Origin of the sequence: Streptomyces sp. SolWspMP-5a-2, from assembly GCF_900091845.1 — a bacterium.
Lineage (GTDB): Bacteria > Actinomycetota > Actinomycetes > Streptomycetales > Streptomycetaceae > Streptomyces > Streptomyces doudnae.
On sequence record NZ_FMCI01000270.1, the window covers coordinates 1 to 25164 of the forward strand.

Consider the following 25164-nt stretch of genomic DNA (forward strand, 5'->3'; position numbering starts at 1 on the left):
GGGACGGGCGCGGGCGACACCGGCGCCGGGAACACCGGCGCGGGCACCATCAGCTGCCCGGACGTCGCCTCGCGACTGCCCGCCGTCCCGGCCACCGCGCAGGCCGAGGTGGACCGCAACCTCACCCTGCTCCAGACCCAGATCGACGAGGCCAACAAGCGCCTCGTGGACACCGTCGGACAGGGCGGACCCAACTTCGTCGACAACGCGATCCTCGGCCCGCTGAAGGACAAGCGCGCCTCGACCATCGACCGCATCGCCCTCTCCATCGGGCGCACGGCCGCCAAGCCGACCGGGCTCGACTCCCTGGCCGCCTGCACGCTCACCCCGTGACGTGACAGGCGCTGTGGCCGCCCCGCTCCACGCCGGCCGGGGCGGCCACGGCGGGGCCCGCGCACGCCCCGAGGCGCGCTCGCGCGCGGGCGGGGTCAGGACGTGCGGGTCCGCGCCCCCTGACCCCCGGCCGTCCGCCTGGACGGCCCATTCGCGCTGCCGCGGGCGTCCGCCGCCCCTACCGTCGTAGCCATGCGCCCCGTCGTCGCCCTCGCTCTCGCGTCCGCGTCCCTCCTCGCCCTCGGCGCCCTGCCCGGCGCCGGACCCGAACTCCCCGAGCGGCTGGCCGACACCGGGGGCGGCAGCCAGCTGATCACCGCCGTGGCGGACAGCACCGACGCCACCGCCGGCACCCTCGACTGGTGGGACCTGCGCGACGGGCACTGGACCAGGACGGGCTCGGCACCGGCCCGCTTCGGGGCCAACGGGCTGGTCGAGGGCACCGCGCGGAAGCAGGGCACCGACACCACCCCGACCGGCCTGTACGACCTGCCGTTCGCCTTCGGGGTCGAGGCGCCGCCTGCGGGCACCCGCTTCGCCTACCGTCCCGTCGGCCCCGAATCCTGGTGGTGCGAGGACAACGCCTCGCGCTCCTACAACCGCTGGACCGACCCGCGCCCCGCCGACTGCCGGGCCGCCGAGTCCGAGCAGCTCGCCGCGTTCCCCACCCAGTACGCCCACGCGCTCGTCGTCGGCTTCAACTACGACCGGCCCGTCCGTGGCCGCGGCGCCGGGATCTTCCTGCACGTCAACGGGCGTGCGGCGACGGCCGGTTGCGTGTCGGTCCCGGCGGACGCGATGCGCCGGGTGCTCCAGTGGGCCGACCCCGCGCGGGCGCCGCACATCGCCATCGGCACCACCGGCGGCCCCACCGCGATCACCCGGTACTGAACGGGCCGCGGGCGGCGCCCCGCGGGCCTCCCGCGCCGTCCGCACAGACTCGGCGCGCGGCTGAACGCACCCGCGCCGCGGCACGTATTCCAGGGCCGAGGGACCACGCCGACCCCCTTGCGCCCGTTCCCGGAGGAATCGTGACCACCACGCTCGCAGGCGGCCGGGCCGCCCGCCGCCAGACGATGCGCCGCATCCGCCCGCGCCGCTCCCCGGCGACCGTCCTGCTGCTCGTCGTCTGGGCGGGCGCGGCCGCCGTGCTGGGGCTGTGGTGGAACAACACCCCGTCGATAGCCGACGACACCAGCAGGATCCTCAACGCGGGCCGGATCACCGGGCTGCTGGCCGGATACCTGATGGCACTGGTCGTGCTCCAGATGGCCCGGGTGCCCGCGCTGGAGCGCCGGGTGGGCTCCGACCGGGTGGCGCGCTGGCACGCGATGTCCGGCCGCTACACGGTGAGCCTGGTGGTCGCGCACGTCTTCCTCACCATGTGGGGGTACGCGCTCCAGGGCGGCCGGACGGTCTCCGACGTCGTGCGCCAGACCGTCGACAGCGTCAACCAGCTTCCCGACATGGGCAAGGCGGCCATCGGCACCGGGCTGCTGTTCCTGATCGCGCTGATCTCGGTCGGCGGCATCCGCAGGCGGCTGCCCTACGACGCCTGGTACCACGTGCACCTGCTCACCTACGCGGCCGTGTTCCTGACGTTCTGGCACCAGATCAGCACCGGCAACGACTTCGCCGTCGAACCGGTCGCCAAGACCTTCTGGTACGGGCTGTACGGCGTGGTCACCGCGCTGGTCCTCTGGTACCGCATCCTGACGCCGATCCGGCTGAACCTGCGGCACCGGATGCGGGTCGAGGCCGTCATCGAGGAGACGCCCGGCATCGTGTCGGTGCTCATCGGCGGGCGGAAACTGCACCGGATGGGCGCCCAGGCGGGCCAGTTCTTCCGCTGGCGGTTCCTCGCGCCCGGCATGCGGTTCAGCTCCCACCCGTACTCGCTGTCGGCGGCGCCCAGGCCCGGGATGCTGCGGATCACCGTGAAGGCGATCGGCGACCACAGCGCGCGGCTGCGGGAGCTGACGCCCGGCACCCGGGTGTGGGCCGAGGGCCCGTACGGCGCGCTGACCGCGCAGCGGCGCAGCCGGGGCAAAGTGCTGCTGGTGGCGGGCGGTGTCGGCATCACGCCGATGCGGGCGCTGTTCGAGACGCTGCCCGGCGCTGCGGGCGACATCACGCTCCTCTACCGGGCCAACACCACCCAGGACCTGGCCCTGTGGGACGAGCTGGCGGCGATCGCCGAGGACCGCGGCGCCCGGCTGATGTACGCCGTCAACAGTCCGGACGGCGAGCGTCCGGACATCTCCGCCGACCGGCTGCGGCAGAAGCTGCCGGACATCGAGCAGCACGACGTGTTCATGTGCGGGCCCGCCGGGTTCGCGCAGTCCGTCTACGAAGCACTGCGCGGTGCGGGTGTGCCCGCCCGCCGCATCCATCACGAGTCGTTCGAGATGTGAGCGACGGGATCCCAGGAGCGCGAAACCGATGAGGAAGTCTCACCCCGTCCGGCGTGTCGTGCTGGCCACCGCCGCCACCGTCTCCGCCGTGGTGCTGCTGCTGTCGCTGAAGCCGTCGTCCGATCCGGGCGGCGCCGAGGCGGCGGGCGCGGTTCCGCAGCAGACCTCGGCGGCCCAGGAGTCGCCGCAGGGCGGAGCCGCCGCGGCCGGACAGACCACGGTCACCGGGGACGCGGCCCAGACGCAGTACGGGGCCGTGCAGGTCCGGCTGACCGTCAGCGGCGGGAAGATCACCAAGGCGGAGGCGGTGCAGGCGCCCAGCGGCGGCACCAGCACCCAGAAGACCGAACTCGCCGTGCCCAGACTGAACCAGGCCGCCGTCGCCAGGAGCAGCGCCGACATCGACTCGGTCTCCGGCGCCACCTACACCAGCACCGGCTACAAGCAGTCCCTCCAGTCGGCCCTGGACAAGGTGAAGGCGGCGCAGGCGGCGGGCGCCTCGCAGGAGGCGGGCGCGGGCACCTCGCCGGGCGCGGGCACCTCGCCGGGCGCGGGCGCCTCGCCGGGCGCGGGGGCCGCGCAGGTCAGGACGCTGACCGGGGCCGCGGCCCAGACCCAGTACGGGCCCGTGCAGGTCAGGATCACGGTCAGCGGCGGGAAGATCACCAAGGCGGAGGCGGTGCAGGCGCCCAGCGGCGGCACCAGCACCCAGAAGACCGAACTCGCCGTGCCCAAGCTGAACCAGGCCGCCGTCGCCAGGAGCAGCGCCGACATCGACTCCGTCTCCGGCGCCACCTACACCAGCACCGGCTACAAGCAGTCCCTCCAGTCGGCCCTGGACCAGGCCGGTGGTTGAGACGGTGGCCGGACCGGCAGAGACACCCGCCGCGGTACGGCACGCGGAGGAGGTCATGGGGACCGTGTTCTCCTTCGACGTCCGGGGCGGGGAGCCCGGTGCGGTGCGCGCGGCGCTGGAGGCGGCTGTCGCCGCACTGCACCGGGCGGACGGGCTGTTCAGCACCTACCGCGACGACAGCCAGGTGTCCCGGCTGGCCCGCGGTGAGCTGACGGTCCAGGAGTGCGACCCCGAGGTCGCCGAGGTGCTGGAGCTGGGCGCGCGGGCGGAGCGGGAGAGCGACGGCTGGTTCAGCACGTCCTACCGGGGCGCCCTCGATCCCACCGGCATCGTCAAGGGCTGGGCGGCCGAGCGGGCGGCGCGGCTGCTGCGGGCGGCGGGCGCGACCGGCGTGAACGTCAACGGCGGCGGGGACGTCCAGGTGCTCGGCGTGCCGGGGGCGCACCGCCCGTGGCGGGTCGGTGTCGCGGACCCGCTGCGTCCCGGCGGTCTCGCGGCGGTGATCTCGGCGGCCGGCGCGGACCATCTGGCGGTGGCCACGTCCGGTACGGCGGAACGCGGCGACCACATCGTGGACCCGCGCACCGGCCGCTCGGCGGTCACCGACCTGGTCGCGGTGACGGTGGTGGCGCCCAGTCTGACCTGGGCGGACTGCTGGGCGACGGCGGCCTTCGCGATGGGGTCGAGGGCGGGCCTGCGGTGGCTGGAGTCGCTGCCGGACGTGGAGGCGCTGCTGATCACGGCGGGCGACGAGGTCCGCTGCACGGACGGCCTGGCGTCCCGGCTGGGCTGACCCCGGGCCGGGCCCGCCGCCCGGAGCCGGGGCCTGTCGTGTGGATCATGCGGCACACGCGTCAGCGGCGGACGGAGAGGGACACGGCGTGCCCTCCGCTCGCGTGCGCGGCGGACGCGGGCGCCCTCTCCCCGCCCGCCGCCGTGTCCTCAGTGGCCGTTCTGGGCCAGCCGCAGCATGTGTTCGGCGAGGGCCTGTCCCCCGGTGGCCTCGCGGCTGATCAGCATCAGGGTGTCGTCCCCGGCGATCGTCCCGAGGATGTCGTGGAGTTCGGCCTGGTCGATGGCGGAGGCGAGGAACTGCGCGGCCCCGGGCGGGGTGCGCAGCACGACCAGGTTCGCGGACGCCTCGGCGGAGATGAGCAGTTCCTGCGACAGCCGCCGCATCCGCTCTTCCTTGGCCGACTCCCCCAGCGGCGCCCGCGGGGTGCGGAACCCGCCCTCGCTCGGCACCGCGTAGATGAGGTCGCCGTCGGTGTTGCGGATCTTGACCGCGTTCAGCTCGTCGAGGTCGCGGGAGAGCGTGGCCTGTGTGACGCTCAGTCCGTCGTCGGCCAGCAGCTTCGCCAACTGGCTCTGCGAGCGCACCGGTTGGCGGTTCAGGATGTCCACGATCCGCCGGTGCCGCGCGGTGCGGGTCTGCGGTACGGCGGACCCCGCGTGCTGCGGGTCGTCCTGCGGCTGGCTCATCGTCGTCCCATTCCCCGGCTCATACGTCCGCGTCCGCGCTGTCGAGGATGCCGGGCAGCGCCCGGAGGAACGCGGCCACCGCGTCGTCGCCGAGGTTCAGCGGGGGCATCAGCCGGACGACGTCGGGGGCGGGGGCGTTCACCAGGAATCCGGCCTCCTGAGCCGCCTGCTGCACCTGGGGCGCGTGGGGCTCGGTGAGCACGATACCCAGCAGCAGGCCCGCGCCCCGGACATGCGCGACCTTCGGGTGGCCGAGGCCCTCGATGCCGTCCCGCAGGGCGCCGCTCTGCCGCTTGACGTTCTCCAGCAGTCCCTCGTTCTCGATGGTGTCGAGGACGGCGAGTCCGGCGGCGCAGGCGACCGGGTTGCCGCCGAACGTGGTGCCGTGCTGGCCGGGCCTGAGCAGGTCGGCCGCGCGGCCGAAGGCGACGGTCGCGCCCAGCGGCAGTCCGCCGCCGAGGCCCTTGGCGAGGGTGACGACGTCGGGCAGGACGCCCTCGTGGGCCTGGTACTCGAACCAGTGCCCGGTGCGTCCGACACCGGTCTGCACCTCGTCCAGGACGAGCAGGGACCCGGTCGCGGCGGTGATCGCGCGGGCCGCCTTGAGGTAGCCGGGCGGCGGGACGACGACGCCGTTCTCGCCCTGGATCGGCTCGATGACGACGAGCGCGGTCTCCTCGGTCACGGCGGCGGCGAGCGCCTGCGCGTCGCCGTACGGGACGTGGGTGACGTCACCGGGCAGCGGCAGGAACGGCTGCTGCTTGGCGGGCTGGCCGGTGAGCGCGAGGGCGCCCATGGTGCGGCCGTGGAAGCCGCCGTGGATGGCGACCATGTGGGTGCGGCCGGTCAGCCGGCCGATCTTGAAGGCGCCCTCGTTGGCCTCGCCGCCCGAGTTGCAGAAGTAGACCCTGCCGTCCCGGCCGAAGAGTTCCAGGAGCCGTTCGGCGAGGGCCACGGGCGGTTCGGCGATGAAGAGGTTGGAGACGTGGCCGAGGGAGGCGATCTGCCGGGTGACGGCCTCGACGATCGCGGGGTGGGCGTGGCCGAGCGCGTTGACCGCGATGCCGCCGACGAAGTCGAGGTACTCGGTGCCGTCGGCGTCCCAGAGCCGTGCGCCCTCGCCGCGCACCAGCGGCAGCCGCGGGGTGCCGTAGTTGTCCATGAGCGAGCCCTGCCACCGCTGGGTCAGCTCCGCGTTGCTCCCCGTGCCGGTCATTCCGCTTCCCCCTGCTGCTCGTCGGGCACGACCATGGTGCCGATGCCCTCGTCGGTGAAGATCTCCAGCAGGATCGAGTGCTGGACCCGGCCGTCGATGACCCGGGCGGTGGTGACGCCGTTGCGCACGGCGTGCAGGCAGCCCTCCATCTTCGGCACCATGCCGGACGACAACTCCGGCAGCAGCCGCTCCAGTTGGGACGCGGTGAGCCTGCTGATCACCTCGTCGGAGTGCGGCCAGTCCTCGTAGAGGCCCTCGACGTCGGTGAGGACCATGAGGGTCTCGGCGCCCAGTGCCGCAGCGAGTGCCGCAGCCGCCGTATCAGCATTGACGTTGTAGACATGTCCGTCGTCCTGACCACGGGCGATGGAGGAGATGACGGGGATGCGGCCGTCGGCGAGCAGGGCCTCGATCGCGCCCGTGTCGATCGCGGTGATCTCGCCGACCCGTCCGATGTCCACCGGCTCGCCCTCGATCAGGGGCCGGTGCCTGACGGCGCTGATGGTGTGCGCGTCCTCGCCAGTCAGCCCGACGGCCAGCGGACCGTGCTGGTTGAGCAGGCCGACCAGTTCGCGCTGCACCTGGCCCGCGAGGACCATCCGGACGACGTCCATCGCCTCGTCGGTGGTGACGCGCAGCCCCGCCTTGAACTCGCTGACGATGCCGTGCCGGTCGAGGGCGGAGCTGATCTGCGGTCCGCCGCCGTGCACGACGACGGGCTTGAGCCCGGCCTGCCGCAGGAAGACCACGTCCTGCGCGAAGGCGGCCTTCAACTCCTCGTCCACCATGGCGTTCCCGCCGAACTTGACGACGACGACGCGGCCGTTGTGCCGGGTCAGCCAGGGCAGCGCCTCGATGAGGATCTGCGCCTTCGGCAGCGCGGTGTGCTTACGGGTGCTCATGAGGAGTAGGCGCTGTTCTCGTGGACGTAGTCGGCGGTGAGGTCGTTGGTCCAGATGGTGGCGGTCTCGGTGCCGGCCGCGAGGTCGGCGACGATGTGCACCTCGCGGTAGCGCATGTCGACCTTCTCCCGGTCCTCGCCGACGCCGCCGTTCTTGCAGACCCAGACGCCGTTGATGGCGACGTTGAGCCGATCGGGCTCGAAGGCGGCCCGGGTGGTGCCGATCGCGGACAGCACCCGGCCCCAGTTGGGGTCCTCGCCGTGGATGGCGCACTTGAGGAGGTTGTTGCGGGCGACGGAGCGGCCCACCTCGACGGCGTCGTCCTCGGTGGCGGCGCCCCGGATCTCGACCTTGATGTCCTTGCTCGCGCCCTCGGCGTCCCGGATGAGCTGCTGTCCGAGGTCGTCGCAGACGGCGCGCACGGCCTCGGCGAACTCGGCCTCGTCCGGGGTGACGCCGGAGGAGCCGGAGGCGAGCAGCAGCACGGTGTCGTTGGTGGACATGCAGCCGTCGGAGTCGACGCGGTCGAAGGTGACCCGGGTGGCCGCCCGCAGCGCGCGGTCCAGCGGTTCGGCGTCCACGGCGGCGTCGGTGGTGAGGACGACGAGCATGGTGGCGAGGCCGGGGGCGAGCATGCCCGCGCCCTTCGCCATGCCGCCCACGGTCCAGCCGTCGCGGGTGACCACGGACGTCTTGTGGACGGTGTCGGTGGTCTTGATGGCGATGGCCGCCTTCTCCCCGCCGTGCTCGGAGAGCTGCCCGGCGGCCGCGTCGACGCCCGGGAGCAGCTTGTCCATCGGCAGCAGGACGCCGATCAGGCCGGTCGAGCAGACGGCGACCTCGATCGCGCCGCGCCCGAGGGCCCCGGCGGTCCGCTCTGCGGTGGCGTGGGTGTCCTGGAAGCCCTTCGGACCCGTGCAGGCGTTGGCGCCACCGGAGTTGAGGACGACCGCGGAGACCTGGCCACCGGCGAGCACCTGCTCGGACCAGAGGACGGGCGCGGCTTTCACCCGGTTGGAGGTGAAGACGCCCGCGGCGGCGCGGCGCGGACCGTCGTTGACCACGAGGGCCAGGTCCGGGTTGCCGTTCTGCTTGATCCCGGCGGCGATGCCCGCCGCCCGGAAGCCCTTGGCTGCCGTCACGCTCACTGCGTCTCCTCGTTCGCTCCCGCGCCCGCGCGGCGCGGCGGTGGGGCCATCGTGGTCGGGCGCGGCCGGGTGGCCGCGCGCGCGTCGCTCACGGGGCGAGCCCGATGGTGGAGAGCCCGGTCGACTCGTCGAGTCCCAGGGCCAGGTTCATGCTCTGCACGGCACCGCCCGCGGTGCCCTTGGTCAGGTTGTCGATGGCGCTGATCGCGATGATGCGGCCCGCCGCCCCGTCCAGGGCGACCTGCACCTGAACGGCGTTGGAACCGTGGACGGACGCCGTGGCGGGCCACTGGCCCTCGGGCAGCAGGTGCACGAACGGTTCGTCGGCGTACGCCTTCTCGTAGGCGGCGCGCAGCGACTCGGCGGTGGTGCCGGGGCGGGCCTTGGCGCTGCACGTGGCAAGGATGCCGCGGGGCATCGGCGCGAGGGTCGGCGTGAAGGAGACGGTGACGGGCTCGCCCGCGACCGCGCCGAGGTTCTGGATCATCTCGGGGGTGTGCCGGTGGCCGCCGCCGACGCCGTAGGGCGACATGGAGCCCATGACCTCGCTGCCCAGCAGGTGCGGCTTGGGCGCCTTGCCCGCGCCCGAGGTGCCGGACGCGGCGACGATCACGGCCTCCGTCCCGGCGAGACCGGCGGCGTACGCGGGGAAGAGCGCGAGGGTGGCGGCGGTCGGGTAGCAGCCGGGCACCGCGATGCGCCTGGACCCGGCCAGCGCGGTGCGGGCGCCGGGCAGTTCGGGCAGGCCGTAGGGCCAGGTCCCGGCGTGCGGGGAGCCGTAGAAGCGTTCCCAGTCGGCGGCGTCGCGCAGCCGGAAGTCGGCGCCCATGTCGACGACGAGGACATCGGGTCCGAGCTGCTCGGCGACGGCGGCGGACTGGCCGTGCGGCAGCGCGAGGAAGACGACGTCGTGTCCGGCGAGGACCTCGGGGGTCGTCTCGGCCAGCACCCGCCCGGCCAGCGGCAGCAGGTGGGGCTGGAGCGCGCCGAGCCGCTGCCCGGCGTTGGAGTTGCCGGTCAGGGCCCCGATCTCGACCTCGGGGTGGGCGAGGAGCAGCCGCAGGAGTTCGCCTCCCGCGTACCCGCTCGCCCCGGCGACCGCCGCACGTACCGTCATGTCGTCCTCCTCTGGATGGCATGACTATACGTACAGCTGCACGTTTATGCAATCTTTCGCCGGGGAGCGCCCGACGTCACCGCCACGGCCGGCCCCCTCCACCAGACTCCCCCGCCCGGCGCCCCTCGACGCGCGCGGGCCCCGGCGGAACGGACCGGACCGTCGCCGACCCGGGCGGGCTCACACCGGGACCATGATCCGGCGGGAGACGAGGAAGGTCACCGGGATCGCCGCCACGGAGGCGAGGAGCGGGGCACAGGCGCTGCCGAGGTGCGCGACGTCGACCAGGAGCCACACGCCCGCCGTCGTGACCACGAAATTCGCCGCGTTGGAGAGCGGGAACAGCGCGAATTTCCGCCAGGTGGGACGCGTCCGGTAAGTGAAACGCGCATTCAGGAAAAAGGAACCCGTCATGCTCAGGAGGGTCGCGAGAACATGGGCGACGAGATACGGGAAACGCGTCAGGAACAGCAGGTAGGGACCGTAGTAGGTGGCCGTGTTCAGAACGCCTATCAGGGCGAAGACGAGCATCTGCCGGGGCATCAGGGAATGAGGTCCTTCGCCCGGTCGGCGGGGTGCACGTTGCTGGCCTTCACCAGGAAGTGCGGACGTCCCTTCACCTCGTAGTAGATGCGCCCGGTGTACTCCCCGATCACCCCCAGCATGACCATCTGCACCCCGGCGAGCCCGGTGAGGGCGGTGACGATCGTGACGTACCCGGGGGTCTGGACGCCGTGGACGAGGGCGGCGACCACGATCCACCCCGTGTACAGGCCCGCGCACAGCAGCAGGCCCATGCCGAGGTAGAGGGCGGCGCGCAGCGGCCGGTTGTTGAAGGAGAGCACGCCGTCCAGGCCGTAGTCGAGCAGCCCGCGGAAGGTCCACGAGGAGCGCCCGGCCTCCCGGGCCGCGTTCTCGTAGGTGAAGGTGGTCGCGGGGAAGCCGACCCAGGCGAACAGGCCCTTGGAGAAGCGGTTGTACTCGGCGAGGCCAAGCACCGCGTCCACCACCCGCCGGGACATCATCCTGAAGTCGCCCACGCCGTCGACGAGTTCGACGTCGGTGAGCCGGTTGACCAGGCGGTAGTAGAGGCGGGCGGCGAGGGTGCGGGCCAGGCCGTCGCCGGTCCTGGTGCGCCGGGCTATCACCTGGTCGTATCCCTGCGCACGCAGCTCGATCATGCGTTTCACCAGGTCCGGCGGGTGCTGGAGGTCCGCGTCCATGACGACGACGCAGTCCCCCGAGGCGGTGCGCAGACCGGCGAGCAGGGCGGCCTCCTTGCCGAAGTTGCGGCTGAAGGAGACGTACCGGACGCGGGCGTCGAGCGCGGCGAGGCGCTCCAGGACGGTGAGGGTGCGGTCGCGGCTGCCGTCGTCGACGTAGACGAACTCCAGGTCGTGGCCGAGCGGGAGGAGGTCCTCCGCGAGCCGCTGGAGGCGCTCGTGGAAGCGGTCGAGGACGTCTTCCTCGTTGAAGCAGGGTGCGACGATCGAGAGGAGCATGGTTTCCCCCAGGGGCGGGTTCGCGGAGCGCCGGTCAGGCGCCCACGCGCTCGGGCGGGGCGGCGGTGGCAGACGGACGGGTCGGGCGGTGCGGGCGGGCCGCGCGACGGCCGCGCAGGGCGGCACACGCGCGGGTCAGCAGCAGGGCGAGGAGCGCGGTGGCGCCGACGGCGGTGCCCAGGCGCAGGCCGGGCGGGCGGAAGGCGCAGCGGACGGTGGTGGCGGAGCCGTCGAGCGGGACGGCGATCAGGCCGTGGAACCGCCGGGCCGGTTCGAGCGGCCCGGCCCCGGCCGCGCACCGCCAGCCCGCGAGGCGCGGGGCGGCGACGACAGCGGTCCCGGTGCTGCCCGCAGGCAGCCGGGCCTCGACGGTGGCGCCCGCGACGCGGACCCGGGTGGCGCCGGTGGCCCGCAGCCGCTGGACGGCGGTGCGCAGGCGGGCGGTGTCCAGGCAGCCGACGGCGCCGTCGGGGACGCGGCCGCGCAGGTCGGGGGTGAGCACGATCCGGACGCGGCCCGAGGCGGGCACGGTGCCGAGCGGCTCCATCGCGGCGATCTTCGTACCCCGTTCGTCGGCGCTGAACCGGGCCTCGGGGCCGGTGCCCAGGCGGGCGGTTCCTGAGTAGTGCGGGGCCCACAGGTGGACCTTCCGGCCGGGTCGGCAGCGGGCGGTGACCGTGACGCCGCTCGCGGTGCCCTCCTCGGGCACGCCGACGTACCGGCCCGCGGGCGCCCCGTCGGCGGCCCGCACGGTGAGGCGGGGCACGGTGTAGACGCGCGCGCCGAGCAGCAGTTCCTGGTTGCGGTAGGGGGACGGGCCGAAGCCGGACGAGACGTCGGTGCCGGGCGGGCGGACGGTGACGAGGGGCGGGACCTCGGCCCGGGTGACGGTCGGGGCGCCGCCCAGCCGGGCGAGCCGGGTCTGGTGCGGGTCGGGCGGGGAGTGCACACGGGCGCCGACGGAGAACAGCGCGTCGGTGACGTCGTTGTCGAGGCTCTGGACGCTGCGGCCCCGGGAGGTCCAGCCGCCGCCGAGGGCGGTGAGGGTGCGGCTGAGGACGTCGGAGGTGAGGCTGCTGTAGTACTGGGCTCCCTGGCCGCCCACGGTCAACGGGTCGTTGCCCACGGTCTGTTCGCGGCCCGGTTCCGTGCGGTGGGCGGGCCAGTCGTCCGCGCTCGCGACGGCGGCGGCCTGGGCCCGCTGCCGGGCGCCCCAGGGCGCGTAGTCGTCCATGTGCCCGAGCCGCAGCCGGGAGGCGACGGCGGAGGTGGCCACCGTCTCGCCGAACTGCCCGCCGAACAGGAGCAGGACGGCGAGCGGGGCGAGCAGCGCACGGCGCGGGCCACCGGGGTACCGGGCGGGACGGGCGCCGGGGTGCCGAGCCGGACGGGCGTCGGGGTGCCGGGCGTCGCGGGCGAGCAGGAGCAGGCCGCCGAGCGCCCCGGCCACGGCGAGCGGCAGGATCAGCCAGGTCACCGGGTGGACGACGGCGCTGCGGCTCGCCACCGCGACGGTCAGGCCCAGCAGCGCGCCCGCCGCGGCCAGCGCGCGCGGCTCCGGCGGCCCGTGGGCGAAGGACGTCCACGCGGCCATGACGAGGAGCCCGCAGAGCACGAACGCCTGCCGGTAGGCGCTGCCCTGCGGGGTGGCGAAGGCGTGCCAGAGCAGATGGGTGGGGCCCCACTGGAAGGAGAGCGCGACGGCGGCGACCAGGACCGTCCACCCGGCCCTGACCCGGCGCGGGACACGGCGGTCGAAGGGCAGCGCGAAGGCGAGCAGCAGGGCGGTGGTGCCGACCCAGACGGCGGGGCTCGCGAAGGTATACGTCGTCGGCAGCAGCCTGGCGAGCAGGTCGCGGGCGGGGACGGGGGTGAAGTCGACGGCCCTGCCGGGGTAGGCGTGCCGGGTGCCGGACCAGACGACGGCGACCAGGGGCGCGGCGAGTCCGATGCCGAGGGCGGCGGTGACGGCGGCGCGCGCGGCGGCCCGCACCCGGCGCGCGCGGTCGAGGTCGGCGAGGGCGAGGCGCAGCAGCAGGACGAGTCCGGCGGCGAGGGTGGCCATGTAGGCGGTGTAGAAGTTGGCGATCCAGCCCTCGGCCACGACCAGCACGCCGAGCAGCGGGCGCCGCCCGGTCAGCGCCCACTCGCCGACCAGGCAGAACAGGGGCAGCGCGAGGAGTCCGTCGAGCCACATCGGGTTGCAGGAGGCGACCGCGACGCTCCAGCCGCAGAGGGCGTAGGAGGTGCCGAGCAGCCCTGCGGCCCACCGGCGTCCGGGCCGCAGGGCGAGCAGCAGCCAGGCCATGGCCGCGCCCGCGCAGGCGGTCTTGAGGACGGTGATCACGTACACGGCGAGGTCGATCTCCGCGCGCGGGAAGACGGCGACGAGGAGCGCGAACGGGCTGGACAGATAGGTGCCGAGGTCGGGCAGGAAGCTGGAGCCGTAGCCGGACTGCCAGTTGACGAGGAGGCCGCCGTCGGCGCGGCCGTGCAGGAGGTCCCAGAGGTGGGCGTGGAAGGGCACGTACTGGTTGCCGAGGTCGTTGACGGCGCGGGTGCGCGGCCCGAAGGGGTAGCCGCGGGCGACGGTGTCGGCGGCGCAGAACAGCACGGCGGTGAGCAGCCAGGCGAGGAGCGCCGCGTCCCGGCGGGGCCGGGAACTGCCGCGCGATACGGCTCTGCGCAGGGTCGGGCGGTCCATTCCTGATTACTCCCCGAGGTTCAGCGATTCGCGGAGTTAGACGGACCGAATTTCCAGAGGGTTGCCCTTCCGCAGGTAATCATCAATACGCAGATCAGGGGTTTCGCTCTCAATGGAAAGAGCGGGTGAACAACCGGCCAACGGGGAATTCCGCGCGCGTTGTCCGATGGTGAAGAGCGGCTCGCGGAGACGCGGGCGAAGAACGCCCGCGGAGGCCCGGGAAGGCGATCGGTGCGGCCGGGAGGGTGGCGGGCGCACCGGCCGGGGGACGTAGGCTCTGGCCATGGGTGAGGTGTGGCCGGTGGCCGACGTGGTGGCGTATCTGCGCGGGAGCTGGCGGGTCCGGCGTGAGGTCCGGGACCTCACCGCGGGGACCGACGGCCGCTTCGAGGGCGTGACCGTCTTCGGGGACCTGCCGGGCGGTGGGCTGCTGCACGAGGAGCGGGGCACGTTCACCTGGCTCGGCACGGCCAGGCCCGCCGAACGGACCCTGCGGTTCCTGCCCGGCGCCGGACCGGGCACCGCCGACGTGCGCTTCGCCGACGGACGCCCCTTCCACGACCTGGATCTGCGCACCGGCCGTCATGTCACCGACCATCCGTGCGCGGCGGATCTCTACCGGGGCGAGTTCACCGCGGCGGACGCGGACCACTGGCGCACGGTGTGGCGGGTGGGCGGCCCCGCCAAGGACCTGCTGCTGACCACGGACTACACCCGCGAGGAGTGACCCCCGGGTCGGCCGGGAGCGGGACGGGAACGGGAACGGCACCGTCCGGGCGGTCCGCAGATCCGCAGATCCGCGAACGGAACCAGCCCGGCGGTCCCCGACTCCGCAGATCCGCGAACGGAACCAGCCCGGCGGTCCTCGACTCCGCAGATCCGCGAGCGGAACCTGCCCGCCGGTCCTCGGATCCGTGGCCGGAACCGTCCCGGTGGTCCCTGGGACCGCGGACCCTAGATCCGCGAATGCCTCGTCCGTGCCGTCTCGAAGCGCAGGTGCCAGCGTCCGTCGCGGCCGACGAGCGCGACCGCCGACAGCGGGCGCACGTCGAGGCTCCAGTACGTCGACGGCGGCACCTTCAGGGCGTACACCAGGGCGGCGCGGATCACCGCGGGCTCGGCGACCGCGACGATCTGGCCGCCGTCGCCGACCGGGCGGGTGTCGAGCCACTCGCCGACCCGGTGGATGAACGCCAGCAGCGACTCCCCGCCGTGCGGGGCGCCGCGCGGGTCGGCGAGCCAGGCGTCGACCGCCGACGGCTCGCGGGCCATCGCCTCCCCCAGGGTCATCCCCCGCCAGCGCCCCATGTCGCAGTCGCGCAGGGCGAGTTGGACCAGGGGCGCGTAGCCGAGGGCGTCGCCGGTGGCGCGGCTGCGCGGGGTGGGCGCGCAGTAGCGCAGTTCGGCCGCGGCGAGCGGCAGCAGCGCCGGGGACGCGTCCAGGACGCCGTTCCAGCCGGCCTGGTCCAGCGGGAGGTCGTCCTCGAAGCGCTCCGCGTGCAGGGTGGAACTGCGCGCCGCGGCGACGAACGTGACCCGAAGAGGCATGCGGCGATGGTGTGCCGGGAGGGTGGGCGGGTCAAGGGGGACCGCCGGGGGGTGACCGAGGGTGCCCGGCACCTCACCGCGCGCCCCCGGAGCGCTCAGTCCTCCGGCTGGAACAGCAGCGCCATCCACCGCTCGGGGTGGGCGAGCGGGGTGAACCCGGCCTTCTCGTACACCTCGTGGGCGTCCTGGGTGGCGAGCAGCACCCGCCGGGGCCCGTAGGGGCGCAGGTGTTCGCGCACCGCGGCCACCAGGGCGCCGCCGATGCCCTTGCCGCGGACGGAGCGGTCCACGTAGACGTCGCCGAGCCAGGCGAAGACCGCGAAGTCGGTGACGACCCGCGCGTAGGCCATCTGCTGCCCCGAACCCTCCTCGTACACGCCGAAGTTGAGGGAGGACGCGATCGCCAGGTCCTGCTTCTCGCGGGGGCGGCCGAGCGCCCAGTAGGCGTCGGTGGAGAGCCAGTGGTGGACGCGGGCGGCGTCGACGCGGTCGCGGTCGGTGGAGAGCAGGTAGCCGTCGGGGAGGGCCGGGGTGTCGTTCATGCCGGGAGGTTCGCATCCGGGCCCTGGGACGTCGACCGGTTTTCGCCGCGCGTCTCGGCCCAGGCGGCCCGCAGCCGCCGTACGCCCTCGGTGATCTCCGCCGGGCCCGCGACCGCGGCGAAGCTCAACCGGATGTGCGGGGCCGGGGGTTCGGCGCTGAAGTAGGGGCGGCCCGGGGTGACGGCGACGCCAGCGCGCAGCGCCGCCGAGGCGAGCGCCGTCTCGTCGGTGCCGTCGGGCAGCCGCAGCCACAGGTGGTAGCCGCCGGACGGGACGTGGGGCAGGGCGAGTTCGGGCAGGTGCAGCCGCAGGGCGGCCGTCATGGTGTCCCGGCGGTTCTTCAACTCGGCCGCGACGGACCGCAGATGGCGGGGCCAGGCGGGTGAGCCGACGAGTTCGAGCGCGGCCTCCTGGAGCGGCCGGGGGACGAAGAAGGTGTCGACGACCTGGATGGCGCGCAGCCGCTCCAGGACCGGGCCGCGCGCGGTGAGCGCGCACACCCGGAAGCTGGCGGAGGTGGCCTTGGTGAGGGAGCCGACGTGGACGACGACGCCGTCCGGGTCGTCGGCGGCCAGCGGGCTCGGCAGCGGCCCGGCGTCCTCGTGGACCAGGCGCCGCACGACGTCGTCCTCGATGACGAAGGCCCCGGCCGCGCGGGCGATCCGCAGCACCTCGGGGCGGCGCTCCGGGGCGAGGACGGCGCCGGTCGGGTTCTGGAAGAGGGGCTGGCTGACCAGGACCCGGGCGCCGGTGGCGCGGAAGGCGTCGGCGAGCAGCGCGGGGCGGACGCCGTGGGCGTCGACCGGGACCGGCACCGGGCGCAGTCCGGCGGAGCGCGCGATGGCCAGCAGGCCGGGGTAGGTGGGCGACTCGACGAGGACCGGGGCGCCGGGCGGGGCGAGGGCGCGCAGCGCGGTGGTGAGCGCGGACTGGCCGCCCGCGGTGACCAGCACCTCGGCGGCGGTGACCGCGCCGCCGATGTCCCGCGCGAACCACTCCCGCAGCTCGGGCAGCCCCTCGATCGGCGGCCGCCCCCAGGCGCCCGGCCTGCGCCCGGCCCGTGCCAGGGCCGCCGCCATCGCCTGCTCGGGCTGGAGCGAGGGGTGCAGATAGCCGCCGTTGAACTCGACGACGCCCGGGGGCGGCGCGGCCAGCGTCGCCAGCACCCCGGAGGCGTCGACGGTGCGCGGGACGAGGTCGGCGGCGCCGTCCGCGCTGAGGGCGACCTCCTGCCAGGAGGTGTCGCCGGTGACCCGGGCGGCGGCGGGCGGCTCGGCGCGGTAGGCACCGGCGCCCGGACGGGTGGTCACCAGGCCCTCGGCGGCGAGCTGGGCGAGGGCGCGGGAGACGGTGACCGGGCTGACCCGGAACCGCTCGATCAGGGCACGGCTCGACGGCAGCTTCTCACCGGGTGAGTAGCGGTCCAGCTCCTGCCGCAGCTTGCTGGCCAGTTCTCCCACACTGCTACTCTCGTACATGAGAACCCAGAGTAGCGCTACCGCGCCGACTGCGATAGCGGTGAACAGCCCGGTCCCGCCGGCCGCCGCGGGCACCGCCCAGGCCGCCCTGGGCGTCGTCGCCTTCTCCCTCACCTTCCCCGCCACCGCCTGGGGCCTGGAGGGCTTCGGCCCCTGGGCGCTGGTCGCGCTGCGCTCCGTGCTGGCCGCGGTGATCGCGGGCGGCTGTCTGCTGGCGCTGCGCGTGCGGCTCCCGGCGCGCGAGCACCGGCCCGGTCTCGTGGTGGTCGCCCTCGGGGTCGTCGTCGGCTTCCCGCTGCTCACCACGCTCGCCCTGCGGACCTCGACCACCGCGCACGCGGCCGTCGTGGTGGGGCTGCTGCCGCTGACCACCGCGGTCTTCTCCGCGCTGCGGACGGGCGCCAGGCCCTCGCGCGCCTTCTGGGCGGCTGCGGTCGCGGGCGCCGCCGCGGTGATCGCCTTCACCGTGCAGCAGAGCGGCGGAGCGCTGACCGGCGCCGACCTCTATCTCTTCGGGGCGCTGCTGGTGTGCGCGGCCGGGTACACCGAGGGCGGGCGGCTGGCCCGGGTGATGCCGGGCTGGCAGGTCATCGGCTGGGCGCTGGTGCTGTGCCTGCCGCTGGCGGTGCCCGCGGCCGCCGTCGCCCTGGCGCACGAGCCGGTGCGGCTGACCGCGCACAGCGTGCTGGGGCTGGTGTGGGTGGCGGCCGTCTCGCAGTTCCTCGGCCTGGTCGTCTGGTACCGGGGCATGGCCGCGATCGGCATCCCGCGGGCCAGCCAGCTCCAACTGGCGCAGCCGCTGCTGACGTTGGTCTGGTCGGTGCTGCTGCTCGGCGAGCACCTGACGGTGGCGGCGCCGCTGACCGCCGTCGCCGTCCTGGTCTGCATCGCGGTCACCCAGCGCTCCAGGACCTGACCCGCGCGCCCGGCCGCCGTAGACTCGAGAGTGCTCCCGCACACGTGAGGAGGCGCCGAGATGCACGCGATCGTGGGCGACCGGCTCGTCCAGCACGGCAGGGTGGTCGGGCAGCCGGACCGGGTGGGCGAGATCGTCGAGGTCCTGGGCCCGCGGGGCGACCCGCCGTACCGGGTCCGCTTCGAGGACGGCCGCGAGCACGTCTGCTCGCCGGGCCCCGACACGGAGATCCGCCACCCGCAGCGATGACCCCCCGGGACCGGCACGAAGACCCGCCAACCGCAGCCATGCCCCCGGGGAGCGGCACGGAGACCCGCCTCCCGCAGCCATGACCCCCGGAGACCGGCACGAAGACCGGTATGGAGACCCGCCACCGGCGGTGACGCCCCGGCTCAACCGCACGCGCGCCGACCGCCGTTGAGCCGACCGGACCCGCGCACCGGCCACGGGTGGGTCAGCCGGGCACACGCACCGGCGGCCGCGAGGTCGGGTGGGCGCACCGGCCACTGGTGAGTCAACCGGTGGGTCACCCGGGCCCGCGCACCGGCCACGGGTGGGTCAGCCGGGCGCGCGCCCCGCCCGCCGGGAGGTCAGTCAGGCGCCCGCACCGATCGTCGGTAGTGGTCGGCGACCAGCCGGGCCATCGCGCCCGACGGGTCCGCCGCCACGTCCTTGGCGGCGAAGAAGACGTGCCCGCGCGCCTGCGGGTACTTCTTCGCCAGCGTGAGGTGCCGGGACAGCTCCGCCGGGTCCTGCCAGGCGGCGGGCTGGGCCGGGTCGCCCGCCTTGTAGAGCGCCTCGCCGATGTAGAGGCGGGTCTTCGAGCCCCGCGCCACCCCGGCCCACCACTCCAGCAGCTTCGCGTAGTCCGCGGCCTGGAAGCCGATGTTCCAGTAGATCTGCGGGACGACGTAGTCGATCCAGCCCTTCTCGACCCAGGTCCTGGTGTCCGCCGCGAGGTCGTCGTAGGTCTGGACGCCCGCCGAGGTGTCCGAACCGCGCGGGTCGGTGGCCGCGTTGCGCCACACCGCGAACGGGCTGACGCCGAACGCGGTGCCCGGCCGGATCCGCGCCACCCTGGTCGCCGTCTCGCGCACCAGGCGGTCGATGTTGTCCCGGCGCCAGGCCGCCCGGTTCGGGAAGCCCGCGCCGTGGCGGTCGTAGGCCGCGTCGTCGTCGAAGGTCTGTCCGGCCACCGGGTACGGGTAGAAGTAGTCGTCGAAGTGGACCGCGTCGACCGGGTACCTGCGCACCGCGTCCGTCATCGCGTCCTGGACGAACGCCCGCACCTCGGGCAGCCCCGGGTTGTAGTAGAGCTTCCCGCCGTAGGGGACCACCCAGTCGGGGTGGCGGCGCGCGGGGTGCGAGGCGACCAGCCGGCCCGGGTCGGTGTGGTTGGCGATCCGGTACGGGTTGAACCAGGCGTGCAGTTCGAGACCGCGCGCGTGCGCCTCGGCCACCGCCGTCCCCAGCGGGTCCCAGCCCGGGTCCTCGCCCTGCCGCCCGGTGAGGTACTGCGACCACGGCTCGTAGGGCGAGGGCCAGAGCGCGTCGGCCGTCGGACGCACCTGGAAGATCACGGTGTTGAGCCGGTCGCGGACCGCCGTGTCGAGCAGCGCGAGCAGCTCCGCGCGCTGCTGCCCTGCGGTGAGACCCGGACGTGAGGGCCAGTCCCGGTTGGCCACGGTCGCCACCCACATCCCGCGCATCTCGGCGGTGGCCCGCCCGCGCCCCGGGCCGCGCCCCGGCCCGTGCCCGCGCGCGTCGCCCGCCGTCGCGTCCGGCGTGAACACGAGCGTCGACAGCGCGGCCGCGGTGAAGGCCCGGCGTGTCACTCGTCCCATCTGCGCACCCCCAGGAACCGTGCGGCACCGCCCGTCACGGACCGCCTCCGGGCCAGCATGCCCGACCCCTGCGGTCGATCATCGATACTTGGGAGTAACGTGCACGATCGGAGCAGGCGCCGCGCGAGCGGCGCCTGCCGCACCCGTGGAATCAGCGAAAGGGACGATGTGACGGACATCCCGTCGGGAGACATCGGGCGCGTCGGCGTGGTCGGCTGCGGCCAGATGGGAGCGGGCATCGCCGAGGTGTGCGCCCGGTCAGGTCTGCATGTGCGGGTCGCCGAGACGACCGGGGAGGCCCTGGAGATCGGCCGCACCCGGCTGCTGAACTCGCTGACCAGGGCCGCCGAACGCGGCAAGATCAGCGAAGCCGAGCGGGACGACACCCTGGCCAGGCTCAGCTTCACCACCGACCTCGGCGAGTTCGCCGACCGGGACCTGGTGATCGAGGCGGTCGTCGAGAACGAGCAGGTGAAGACGGAGATCTTCCAGGTCCTGGACCAGGTGGTGACCCGCCCGGACGCGATCCTCGCCTCCAACACCTCGTCGATCCCGCTGGTGAAGCTCGCGGTCGCCACCTCGCGCCCCGACCAGGTCATCGGCATCCACTTCTTCAACCCGGCTCCGGTGCAGAAGCTCGTCGAGCTGATCCCGGCGCTGACCACCTCCGAGGGCACCATCGGCCGCGCCCAGCTCTTCGCCGAGAAGCTGCTCGGCAAGCACGCGATCCGCGCCCAGGACCGCTCCGGGTTCGTCGTCAACGCGCTGCTCGTGCCGTACCTGCTCTCCGCGATCCGGATGTTCGAGTCGGGCATCGCCGGGCGCGACGACATCGACAACGGCATGGAGCTGGGCTGCGCCCACCCGATGGGCCCGCTCAGGCTCGCCGACCTGATCGGCCTGGACACCATCGTGTCGATCGCCAACTCGATGTACGACGAGTACAAGGAGCCGCTGTACGCCGCTCCCCCGCTGCTCCAGCGGATGGTGGACGCGGGACGGCTGGGCCGGAAGACCAACTCGGGCTTCTACAGCTACGGGTGACCGTTTTCGGCCACCCTGTGTGACGAACGGGCCCGGCACCTGGATCAGGTGCCGGGCCCGCCGTATTCACACGCCGTGTGCGCGCCGGGCACGCATATGCCCTACGCACACGCTCCCCACGCGCCCACCAGGCGAGTTGACTCATCATGCGCGTGCAAGGGATGTGTGACGACTACGGAAAGGAGTGGACCCGTGACCGCCGAACCCGAGCATCCCGTGGTCCATGGAGAACTCGCAGAGTTACGGCGCCGCCTCGATGTCGCGTACGCGCGCGTCGAGGGCGGACTGGCGTTGCTCAACCACCGTACGGAGGAGACCGGCAAGGAGGTCGACGATCTGACGGCCCGGATCAGCGCACTGGAGCACGCCCGCTGGCCGCTGCCCGCGGTCGCGGCGCTGACGTCGTTGGGCGCGCTCGTCGTGACGGTCTGGCAGGTCCTGGGCCGCTGAGGCACCAGGACCCGGTGGGACGGCCGCGGGGGGTCAGGACACGGTGTCCTGTCCGAGCCTGAGATGGTGCAGGAGCAACAGTGCCGCCGCCATGTTGGCGGCCGGGACCTCGCCGCGGACGACCATGTCGGGGACGAGCTTGAGCGGGACCCACTCCCGGCGGTCCGACTCGAAGTCGTCCACGGGGTGCCCGATGTACTCGCCCTCGTCGGCCCAGTAGATGTGGTGCCGGGCGTCGGTGAGCCCGTTGGACGGCTCCACGCTCATCAGGTGGCGCAGAGGCCCCGGCCGCCAGCCGGTCTCCTCCTCCAGTTCCCTGGCCGCCGCGTACGCGATGTCCTCGCCGTCCTCCACGACCCCGGCCGCCAGTTCCCACCCCCAGCTGTCGGTGATGAAGCGGTGGCGCCACAGGAGGAGGACCTCGTTGGCCTGGTTGACCACCGTGGCCACGGCGACGGGCCGCAGCCGGATGAGGAAGTGATCCAGATGGCGGCCGTCGGGGAGTTCGACGTCCGCCAGGTTGACCCTGAACCAGCGGTTTGAGTACACAGTTTGTTCGTTCTGTTTCGTCCACTGCACGGTTCTGCCACCTTCCGCCGAGTAAGTGGCAATATCGCAGCAGGAACGACAACGCAGCAGGCGCACGGGAAGCGGCGCCCGGCGCAGCCGCGGGCGCAGTGGACCCCGGGACCGCGCCCGCTACAGCGGCACGCGCAGCGCCCCGTCGATCAGTTCGGCGGCCTCGGCGGTGCCCGTGCCACCGCTGCGCACCAGGTGCTCGCGGACCGCCCGCAGCCGGTCGCGCAGCCGCTGCGACTCCATGCCCCGGGCCTGCTCCGCCATCCGCACCGCGGTCGCCACCGCCTTGTCGGCGTGCCCCTGGCGCAGCTCGATGGTGCTGAGCATCGCCAGCCGGTGCACCCGGCCCCGGTCGTGCGCCGGGGTGTCCACGGCCGCCGCCGCGTGCTCCCCGGCCGCCGCCAGCTCCCCCAGGCTCAACAGGGCCTCCGCCACCTGGACGTTGACCAGACCCGGCTGGACATAGCCGGTCTCGTCGGGCTCGTACCCGCGCCGGATGCGCTCCGCGGCGACCTCGGCGCGCCGGATGCAGGACAGGGCGCTGGTGCCGTCGCCCAGATGCGCGTACGCCTTGGCCTGCATCGCGTACAGGTCGGAGGCGAGCGCCGGGGTGATGTGCTTGCCCGCGGCCCGCAGCGCGGCCTCCGCGAACGCGACCGCCTGGCGGTACTCCCGCATGAACAGCGCCTGGTTGACGAGCAGCGCTATCACGTACGCGCCCAACCCCCGGTCCCCGCTGGCCTTCGCGAGCCGCAGCGCCTGGTGGAAGTAGCGCTGGGCCAGGCCGTGCGCGTCGGAGTCGTAGGCGCAGATCCCCGCGACGGCCACCAACCCGCCGGTGGCGCGGTGGAGTTGGCGTCCGGTGGCGTCGGCGTAGCGGCCCCGCAGCAGCGGCGCGGCCTCCGCGTTCAGGAAGCCGACGATCCGGGTGCGGGTCGCGATGCCACCGGTCTTGCGGTACATCTGCTCGTAGTGGGCGCGGGCCGCCCGCAGCGTCTCCAGGTCGGCGGCGGTGACCCGGTGCCGGCCGACACGCGAGACGTCGGTGTCCTCCGGCGGGTTCTCCCACTCCCACACCGGCATCACGGCGGGCGTGCCGGTGACGGCCGGGGCGCCCAGGACGTGCGGGCGCTGCTGCTCGTCGGAGCGCCAGAGCGCGGTGGCCCGTTCGACGAACCCGGAGAGCGAGGTGGCGTGCGGCGCCGACGGCTCACCGGGCACGCCGAGCCCGATGTCGTCCAGGGTGACCGGCCGGTGCAGGCGGACGGCGAGCACCTCGCAGATCAGGTCGGGGACCTGGCCGCGCGGGCGCTGCCCCTTCAACCACCGGGCCACGGCGGTGTGTTCGTAGCGGAGCGCGAGTCCGCGGGCGCGGCCCGCCTGGTTCACGTGGGCGGCGAGGCCCGCGTGCGAGACGCCCGCCTCGTCCAGGATCGCGTCGAGAAGGGAATTGGGCTGCATGGGTGCCCCCCGGGTCCATCGATGGGGTCAGCGTAGTGCGGACCGGTTCACACGGGGTGTGAACGGAGTGCCCGGATCCGCAGGGTGTGCGCGCTGTCGCGGAGAGTTCCCGACCGGTTGACTTGGTCACCTCGCAAGAGGCCGGCCGGGCCGCCTGCTCCCCCTCGAACAGCGCGGCGGTCTGATCGCGCGCCGTCCGTCCCACCGCCTGCCCGACACTCCGCGGCGGGACGGACGGCCCGCCGGCGACCGGGCTCCCCCTCTCCCATGGGCTCACCGTCTCGGCTTCCGCCAGGGCGGGTCCGGCACCGCGCGCCGGGCGGGACCTCGCGGACACGGCCTAGGTCCCCGACGCGGGCTGCGGGCGCTGGCTGCCGGGGCGAGCGGGCTCCTGCGCCGCGGTGGACAGCGCCCGCCGGCGGTCGTTGCGCAGCGCCAGCAGGGCCACGTCGTCGGCGGGCGAGCCCCCGGTGTGCCGCAGCAGCGCGGTGAAGACGGCCCCGAGAAGGGCACGCGGCCGCTCGTCCGCGGCGGCGGCCAGCACGTCGGGCAGCGCGAAGAACCGCCCGCGGGCGTCACGGGCGTCCTCGGCGCCGTCGGTGTGCAGGACCAGCGTCTCGCCGGGCAGCAGCCGCCCGCAGCTCTCCACCACCGGGTCGGGCGGGAGCGGGAACAGGCCGAGCGGCGGCAGCGGTTCGGCGCGGGCCAGGGTCGTGACCGTGCCGCCGCGCAGCAGATAGGGCGACGGATGACCGCAGTTGAGCAGGCGCACCGCGCCGTCCCGGCGGATCTCCAGCAGCAGCACGGTGACGAACTCCTCGGCGTCCGCGCCCTCGGGGGCCGCCCCGGCCGGATGCTCGGCGCGGGTCCGCTCCCGCAGCCGCCGGGCCAGCGCGCGCTCCAACCGGCGCATCACACGGCCGAGTTCGGGCTCGTCGTGGGCGGCCTCGCGGAAACTGCCGAGGACGGCGGCGACGGTGTCGAGGGCGCCGAGCCCGTGCCCGCGCACGTCCCCCATGACGACCCGCACCCCGTGCTCGGTGCCGACGACGTCGTAGAGGTCGCCGCCGATGGCCGCGCCCGGTTCGGCGGAGAGCTGGGCGGCGGCCACGTCCAGGCCGTCGAGCCGGGGCGGCAGGGGGCGCAGCAGCGCGTTCTGCGCGACCCCGGCGACCCGGCGCACCTCCCGCAACTCCCGCAGCAGCGCCTGCCGGACGTGCACGACGAGTCCGGTGCCCACGGCGAAGAAGACGGCGCTGGTGACGATGCGCGCGCCCAGGCCGTTCTGCTGGGCGAGCGGGCAGACCAGCTTGTAGGTGATGGCCATGGCGCCCCACACGGTGGGCAGTCCCAGCGACCGCGCCCGGCTTACTCCGGCCTTGATGCGGACCAAGCCGATGACCCCCCGTGTAGGCCCTGACAGCACAATCGGACCGGCCCCGAAAGGCCGGTCCGATTCTGTCCACGGCATGGCCCGGAAGGACCAGATCATCCCGGGAAGCCACCCGATCGAGTGAGATCACGCATGACCTGTCTGTCCCGGGGCCCGGGATCACGGCAGTTCAGGCGGGCGCGCGCCGCTTCCGGGAGTCCCGGGGAGGGCGCACCCCTCCCCGGGCCCCCGACGG

Annotated in this window: 24 protein-coding genes and 1 pseudogene; 10 read left to right on the forward strand and 15 right to left on the reverse strand. The window is 74.1% G+C overall.

Annotated features, from left to right (window positions below; genetic code table 11):
• The 5 genes and pseudogenes from GA0115242_RS27405 to GA0115242_RS27425 all read left to right on the forward strand — a co-directional run.
• Window positions 1–333, forward strand: a pseudogene (locus tag GA0115242_RS27405) (hypothetical protein); the annotation flags it as partial.
• Between the two features lie 192 nt (window positions 334–525).
• Entirely contained in the window at window positions 526–1224 is a 699-nt protein-coding gene (locus GA0115242_RS27410) for a L,D-transpeptidase family protein (protein WP_093833074.1), read from the forward strand.
• Between the two features lie 140 nt (window positions 1225–1364).
• The gene (locus GA0115242_RS27415; RefSeq protein WP_161353305.1) at window positions 1365–2747 is read left to right on the forward strand and encodes a ferredoxin reductase family protein; all 1383 of its coding nucleotides are present in this window, start codon (window positions 1365–1367) and stop codon (window positions 2745–2747) included.
• A 28-nt stretch (window positions 2748–2775) separates the two neighbouring features.
• Window positions 2776–3603, forward strand: coding sequence for an FMN-binding protein (locus tag GA0115242_RS27420; protein WP_093833076.1), 828 nt, complete (start codon window positions 2776–2778; stop codon window positions 3601–3603).
• Window positions 3604–3658: 55 nt separating this feature from the next.
• Window positions 3659–4396 (forward strand): FAD:protein FMN transferase, encoded by a 738-nt coding sequence (locus GA0115242_RS27425; protein WP_202555837.1) that lies wholly within the window; start codon window positions 3659–3661, stop codon window positions 4394–4396.
• Window positions 4397–4545: 149 nt separating this feature from the next.
• Here the strand turns inward: GA0115242_RS27425 and GA0115242_RS27430 are convergent, their stop codons facing one another.
• From GA0115242_RS27430 to GA0115242_RS27465, 8 genes are all read right to left on the reverse strand, one after another.
• Window positions 4546–5085 (reverse strand): arginine repressor, encoded by a 540-nt coding sequence (locus GA0115242_RS27430; RefSeq protein ID WP_093833078.1) that lies wholly within the window; start codon window positions 5083–5085, stop codon window positions 4546–4548.
• 19 nt (window positions 5086–5104) lie between these two features.
• On the reverse strand, window positions 5105–6301 hold the full coding sequence (locus GA0115242_RS27435) for an acetylornithine transaminase (RefSeq protein ID WP_093833080.1): 1197 nt from the start codon (window positions 6299–6301) through the stop codon (window positions 5105–5107).
• A complete protein-coding gene (gene argB, locus GA0115242_RS27440) occupies window positions 6298–7203 on the reverse strand; it encodes an acetylglutamate kinase (protein ID WP_093833082.1) in 906 nt (301 codons plus the stop codon). Before argB ends, GA0115242_RS27435 begins: the two co-directional genes overlap by 4 nt.
• Complete coding sequence (argJ, locus tag GA0115242_RS27445) at window positions 7200–8351, reverse strand: bifunctional glutamate N-acetyltransferase/amino-acid acetyltransferase ArgJ (RefSeq protein WP_093833084.1); 1152 nt, start codon at window positions 8349–8351, stop codon at window positions 7200–7202. The genes argB and argJ overlap by 4 nt, the downstream gene beginning before the upstream one ends.
• A gap of 88 nt (window positions 8352–8439) precedes the next feature.
• Window positions 8440–9468, reverse strand: coding sequence for an N-acetyl-gamma-glutamyl-phosphate reductase (gene argC, locus GA0115242_RS27450; protein WP_093833086.1), 1029 nt, complete (start codon window positions 9466–9468; stop codon window positions 8440–8442).
• A gap of 180 nt (window positions 9469–9648) precedes the next feature.
• Window positions 9649–10011, reverse strand: coding sequence for a GtrA family protein (locus GA0115242_RS27455; RefSeq protein ID WP_093833088.1), 363 nt, complete (start codon window positions 10009–10011; stop codon window positions 9649–9651).
• Entirely contained in the window at window positions 10011–10970 is a 960-nt protein-coding gene (locus GA0115242_RS27460; protein ID WP_093833138.1) for a glycosyltransferase family 2 protein, read from the reverse strand. The genes GA0115242_RS27455 and GA0115242_RS27460 overlap by 1 nt, the downstream gene beginning before the upstream one ends.
• Window positions 10971–11004: 34 nt before the next feature.
• Window positions 11005–13674, reverse strand: a complete 2670-nt coding sequence (locus tag GA0115242_RS27465; RefSeq protein ID WP_093833090.1) for a YfhO family protein — start codon at window positions 13672–13674, stop codon at window positions 11005–11007.
• A 283-nt stretch (window positions 13675–13957) separates the two neighbouring features.
• Between GA0115242_RS27465 and GA0115242_RS27470 the strand changes: the two genes are divergently transcribed.
• Window positions 13958–14401 carry a DUF6314 family protein gene (locus GA0115242_RS27470; protein WP_093833092.1) on the forward strand — a complete coding sequence of 148 codons (444 nt, stop codon included), beginning with the start codon at window positions 13958–13960 and terminating at the stop codon, window positions 14399–14401.
• Between the two features lie 227 nt (window positions 14402–14628).
• On the opposite strand, the gene GA0115242_RS27475 is transcribed toward GA0115242_RS27470, so the two are convergent.
• The 3 genes from GA0115242_RS27475 to GA0115242_RS27485 all read right to left on the reverse strand — a co-directional run bounded on the left by GA0115242_RS27475 (window position 14629) and on the right by GA0115242_RS27485 (window position 17242).
• Entirely contained in the window at window positions 14629–15222 is a 594-nt protein-coding gene (locus tag GA0115242_RS27475) for a histidine phosphatase family protein (protein ID WP_093833094.1), read from the reverse strand.
• Window positions 15223–15317: 95 nt separating this feature from the next.
• Window positions 15318–15764, reverse strand: a complete 447-nt coding sequence (locus GA0115242_RS27480; protein ID WP_093833096.1) for a GNAT family N-acetyltransferase — start codon at window positions 15762–15764, stop codon at window positions 15318–15320.
• Complete coding sequence (locus GA0115242_RS27485) at window positions 15761–17242, reverse strand: aminotransferase-like domain-containing protein (RefSeq protein ID WP_093833098.1); 1482 nt, start codon at window positions 17240–17242, stop codon at window positions 15761–15763. Before GA0115242_RS27485 ends, GA0115242_RS27480 begins: the two co-directional genes overlap by 4 nt.
• On the opposite strand from GA0115242_RS27485, the gene GA0115242_RS27490 reads away from it, so the two are divergent.
• Together GA0115242_RS27490 and GA0115242_RS27495 are read left to right on the forward strand one after the other, a co-directional pair.
• The gene (locus tag GA0115242_RS27490; RefSeq protein WP_093833100.1) at window positions 17241–18158 is read left to right on the forward strand and encodes a DMT family transporter; all 918 of its coding nucleotides are present in this window, start codon (window positions 17241–17243) and stop codon (window positions 18156–18158) included. The two genes, GA0115242_RS27485 and GA0115242_RS27490, sit on opposite strands and share 2 nt — an antisense overlap.
• Window positions 18159–18218: 60 nt before the next feature.
• Complete coding sequence (locus GA0115242_RS27495; RefSeq protein WP_093833102.1) at window positions 18219–18407, forward strand: DUF1918 domain-containing protein; 189 nt, start codon at window positions 18219–18221, stop codon at window positions 18405–18407.
• 341 nt (window positions 18408–18748) lie between these two features.
• Here the strand turns inward: GA0115242_RS27495 and GA0115242_RS27500 are convergent, their stop codons facing one another.
• Complete coding sequence (locus GA0115242_RS27500; protein WP_093833104.1) at window positions 18749–20002, reverse strand: glycoside hydrolase family 10 protein; 1254 nt, start codon at window positions 20000–20002, stop codon at window positions 18749–18751.
• A 168-nt stretch (window positions 20003–20170) separates the two neighbouring features.
• Between GA0115242_RS27500 and GA0115242_RS27505 the strand changes: the two genes are divergently transcribed.
• Both GA0115242_RS27505 and GA0115242_RS27510 read left to right on the forward strand, forming a co-directional pair.
• Complete coding sequence (locus GA0115242_RS27505; protein WP_093833106.1) at window positions 20171–21046, forward strand: 3-hydroxybutyryl-CoA dehydrogenase; 876 nt, start codon at window positions 20171–20173, stop codon at window positions 21044–21046.
• Window positions 21047–21238: 192 nt separating this feature from the next.
• Complete coding sequence (locus tag GA0115242_RS27510; protein WP_093833108.1) at window positions 21239–21496, forward strand: hypothetical protein; 258 nt, start codon at window positions 21239–21241, stop codon at window positions 21494–21496.
• Window positions 21497–21529: 33 nt separating this feature from the next.
• Here GA0115242_RS27510 and GA0115242_RS27515 read toward each other — a convergent pair whose 3' ends face one another.
• The 3 genes from GA0115242_RS27515 to GA0115242_RS27525 all read right to left on the reverse strand — a co-directional run bounded on the left by GA0115242_RS27515 (window position 21530) and on the right by GA0115242_RS27525 (window position 24929).
• Window positions 21530–22075, reverse strand: coding sequence for an NUDIX hydrolase (locus tag GA0115242_RS27515; RefSeq protein ID WP_093833110.1), 546 nt, complete (start codon window positions 22073–22075; stop codon window positions 21530–21532).
• A 120-nt stretch (window positions 22076–22195) separates the two neighbouring features.
• Window positions 22196–23536 carry a transcriptional regulator gene (locus GA0115242_RS27520; protein ID WP_093833112.1) on the reverse strand — a complete coding sequence of 447 codons (1341 nt, stop codon included), beginning with the start codon at window positions 23534–23536 and terminating at the stop codon, window positions 22196–22198.
• Window positions 23537–23876: 340 nt separating this feature from the next.
• A complete protein-coding gene (locus tag GA0115242_RS27525) occupies window positions 23877–24929 on the reverse strand; it encodes a PP2C family protein-serine/threonine phosphatase (RefSeq protein WP_370672323.1) in 1053 nt (350 codons plus the stop codon).
• Window positions 24930–25164 lie beyond the last annotated feature (235 nt).

Excerpts from the sequence above, each read along its gene's own strand:
- GA0115242_RS27475 (WP_093833094.1), bottom strand. The coding sequence starts at position 15,222 with ATGCCTCTTCGGGTCACGTTCGTCGCCGCGGCGCGCAGTTCCACCCTG.
- GA0115242_RS27470 (WP_093833092.1), top strand. The coding sequence starts at position 13,958 with ATGGGTGAGGTGTGGCCGGTGGCCGACGTGGTGGCGTATCTGCGCGGG.
- GA0115242_RS27410 (WP_093833074.1), top strand. The coding sequence starts at position 526 with ATGCGCCCCGTCGTCGCCCTCGCTCTCGCGTCCGCGTCCCTCCTCGCC.
- GA0115242_RS27465 (WP_093833090.1), bottom strand. The coding sequence starts at position 13,674 with ATGGACCGCCCGACCCTGCGCAGAGCCGTATCGCGCGGCAGTTCCCGG.
- GA0115242_RS27495 (WP_093833102.1), top strand. The coding sequence starts at position 18,219 with ATGCACGCGATCGTGGGCGACCGGCTCGTCCAGCACGGCAGGGTGGTC.
- GA0115242_RS27500 (WP_093833104.1), bottom strand. The coding sequence starts at position 20,002 with ATGGGACGAGTGACACGCCGGGCCTTCACCGCGGCCGCGCTGTCGACG.
- GA0115242_RS27420 (WP_093833076.1), top strand. The coding sequence starts at position 2,776 with ATGAGGAAGTCTCACCCCGTCCGGCGTGTCGTGCTGGCCACCGCCGCC.
- GA0115242_RS27490 (WP_093833100.1), top strand. The coding sequence starts at position 17,241 with ATGAGAACCCAGAGTAGCGCTACCGCGCCGACTGCGATAGCGGTGAAC.
- argB (WP_093833082.1), bottom strand. The coding sequence starts at position 7,203 with ATGAGCACCCGTAAGCACACCGCGCTGCCGAAGGCGCAGATCCTCATC.
- GA0115242_RS27520 (WP_093833112.1), bottom strand. The coding sequence starts at position 23,536 with ATGCAGCCCAATTCCCTTCTCGACGCGATCCTGGACGAGGCGGGCGTC.
- GA0115242_RS27480 (WP_093833096.1), bottom strand. The coding sequence starts at position 15,764 with ATGAACGACACCCCGGCCCTCCCCGACGGCTACCTGCTCTCCACCGAC.
- GA0115242_RS27430 (WP_093833078.1), bottom strand. The coding sequence starts at position 5,085 with ATGAGCCAGCCGCAGGACGACCCGCAGCACGCGGGGTCCGCCGTACCG.
- GA0115242_RS27425 (WP_202555837.1), top strand. The coding sequence starts at position 3,659 with ATGGGGACCGTGTTCTCCTTCGACGTCCGGGGCGGGGAGCCCGGTGCG.
- GA0115242_RS27460 (WP_093833138.1), bottom strand. The coding sequence starts at position 10,970 with ATGCTCCTCTCGATCGTCGCACCCTGCTTCAACGAGGAAGACGTCCTC.
- GA0115242_RS27455 (WP_093833088.1), bottom strand. The coding sequence starts at position 10,011 with ATGCCCCGGCAGATGCTCGTCTTCGCCCTGATAGGCGTTCTGAACACG.
- argC (WP_093833086.1), bottom strand. The coding sequence starts at position 9,468 with ATGACGGTACGTGCGGCGGTCGCCGGGGCGAGCGGGTACGCGGGAGGC.
- GA0115242_RS27435 (WP_093833080.1), bottom strand. The coding sequence starts at position 6,301 with ATGACCGGCACGGGGAGCAACGCGGAGCTGACCCAGCGGTGGCAGGGC.
- GA0115242_RS27485 (WP_093833098.1), bottom strand. The coding sequence starts at position 17,242 with ATGTACGAGAGTAGCAGTGTGGGAGAACTGGCCAGCAAGCTGCGGCAG.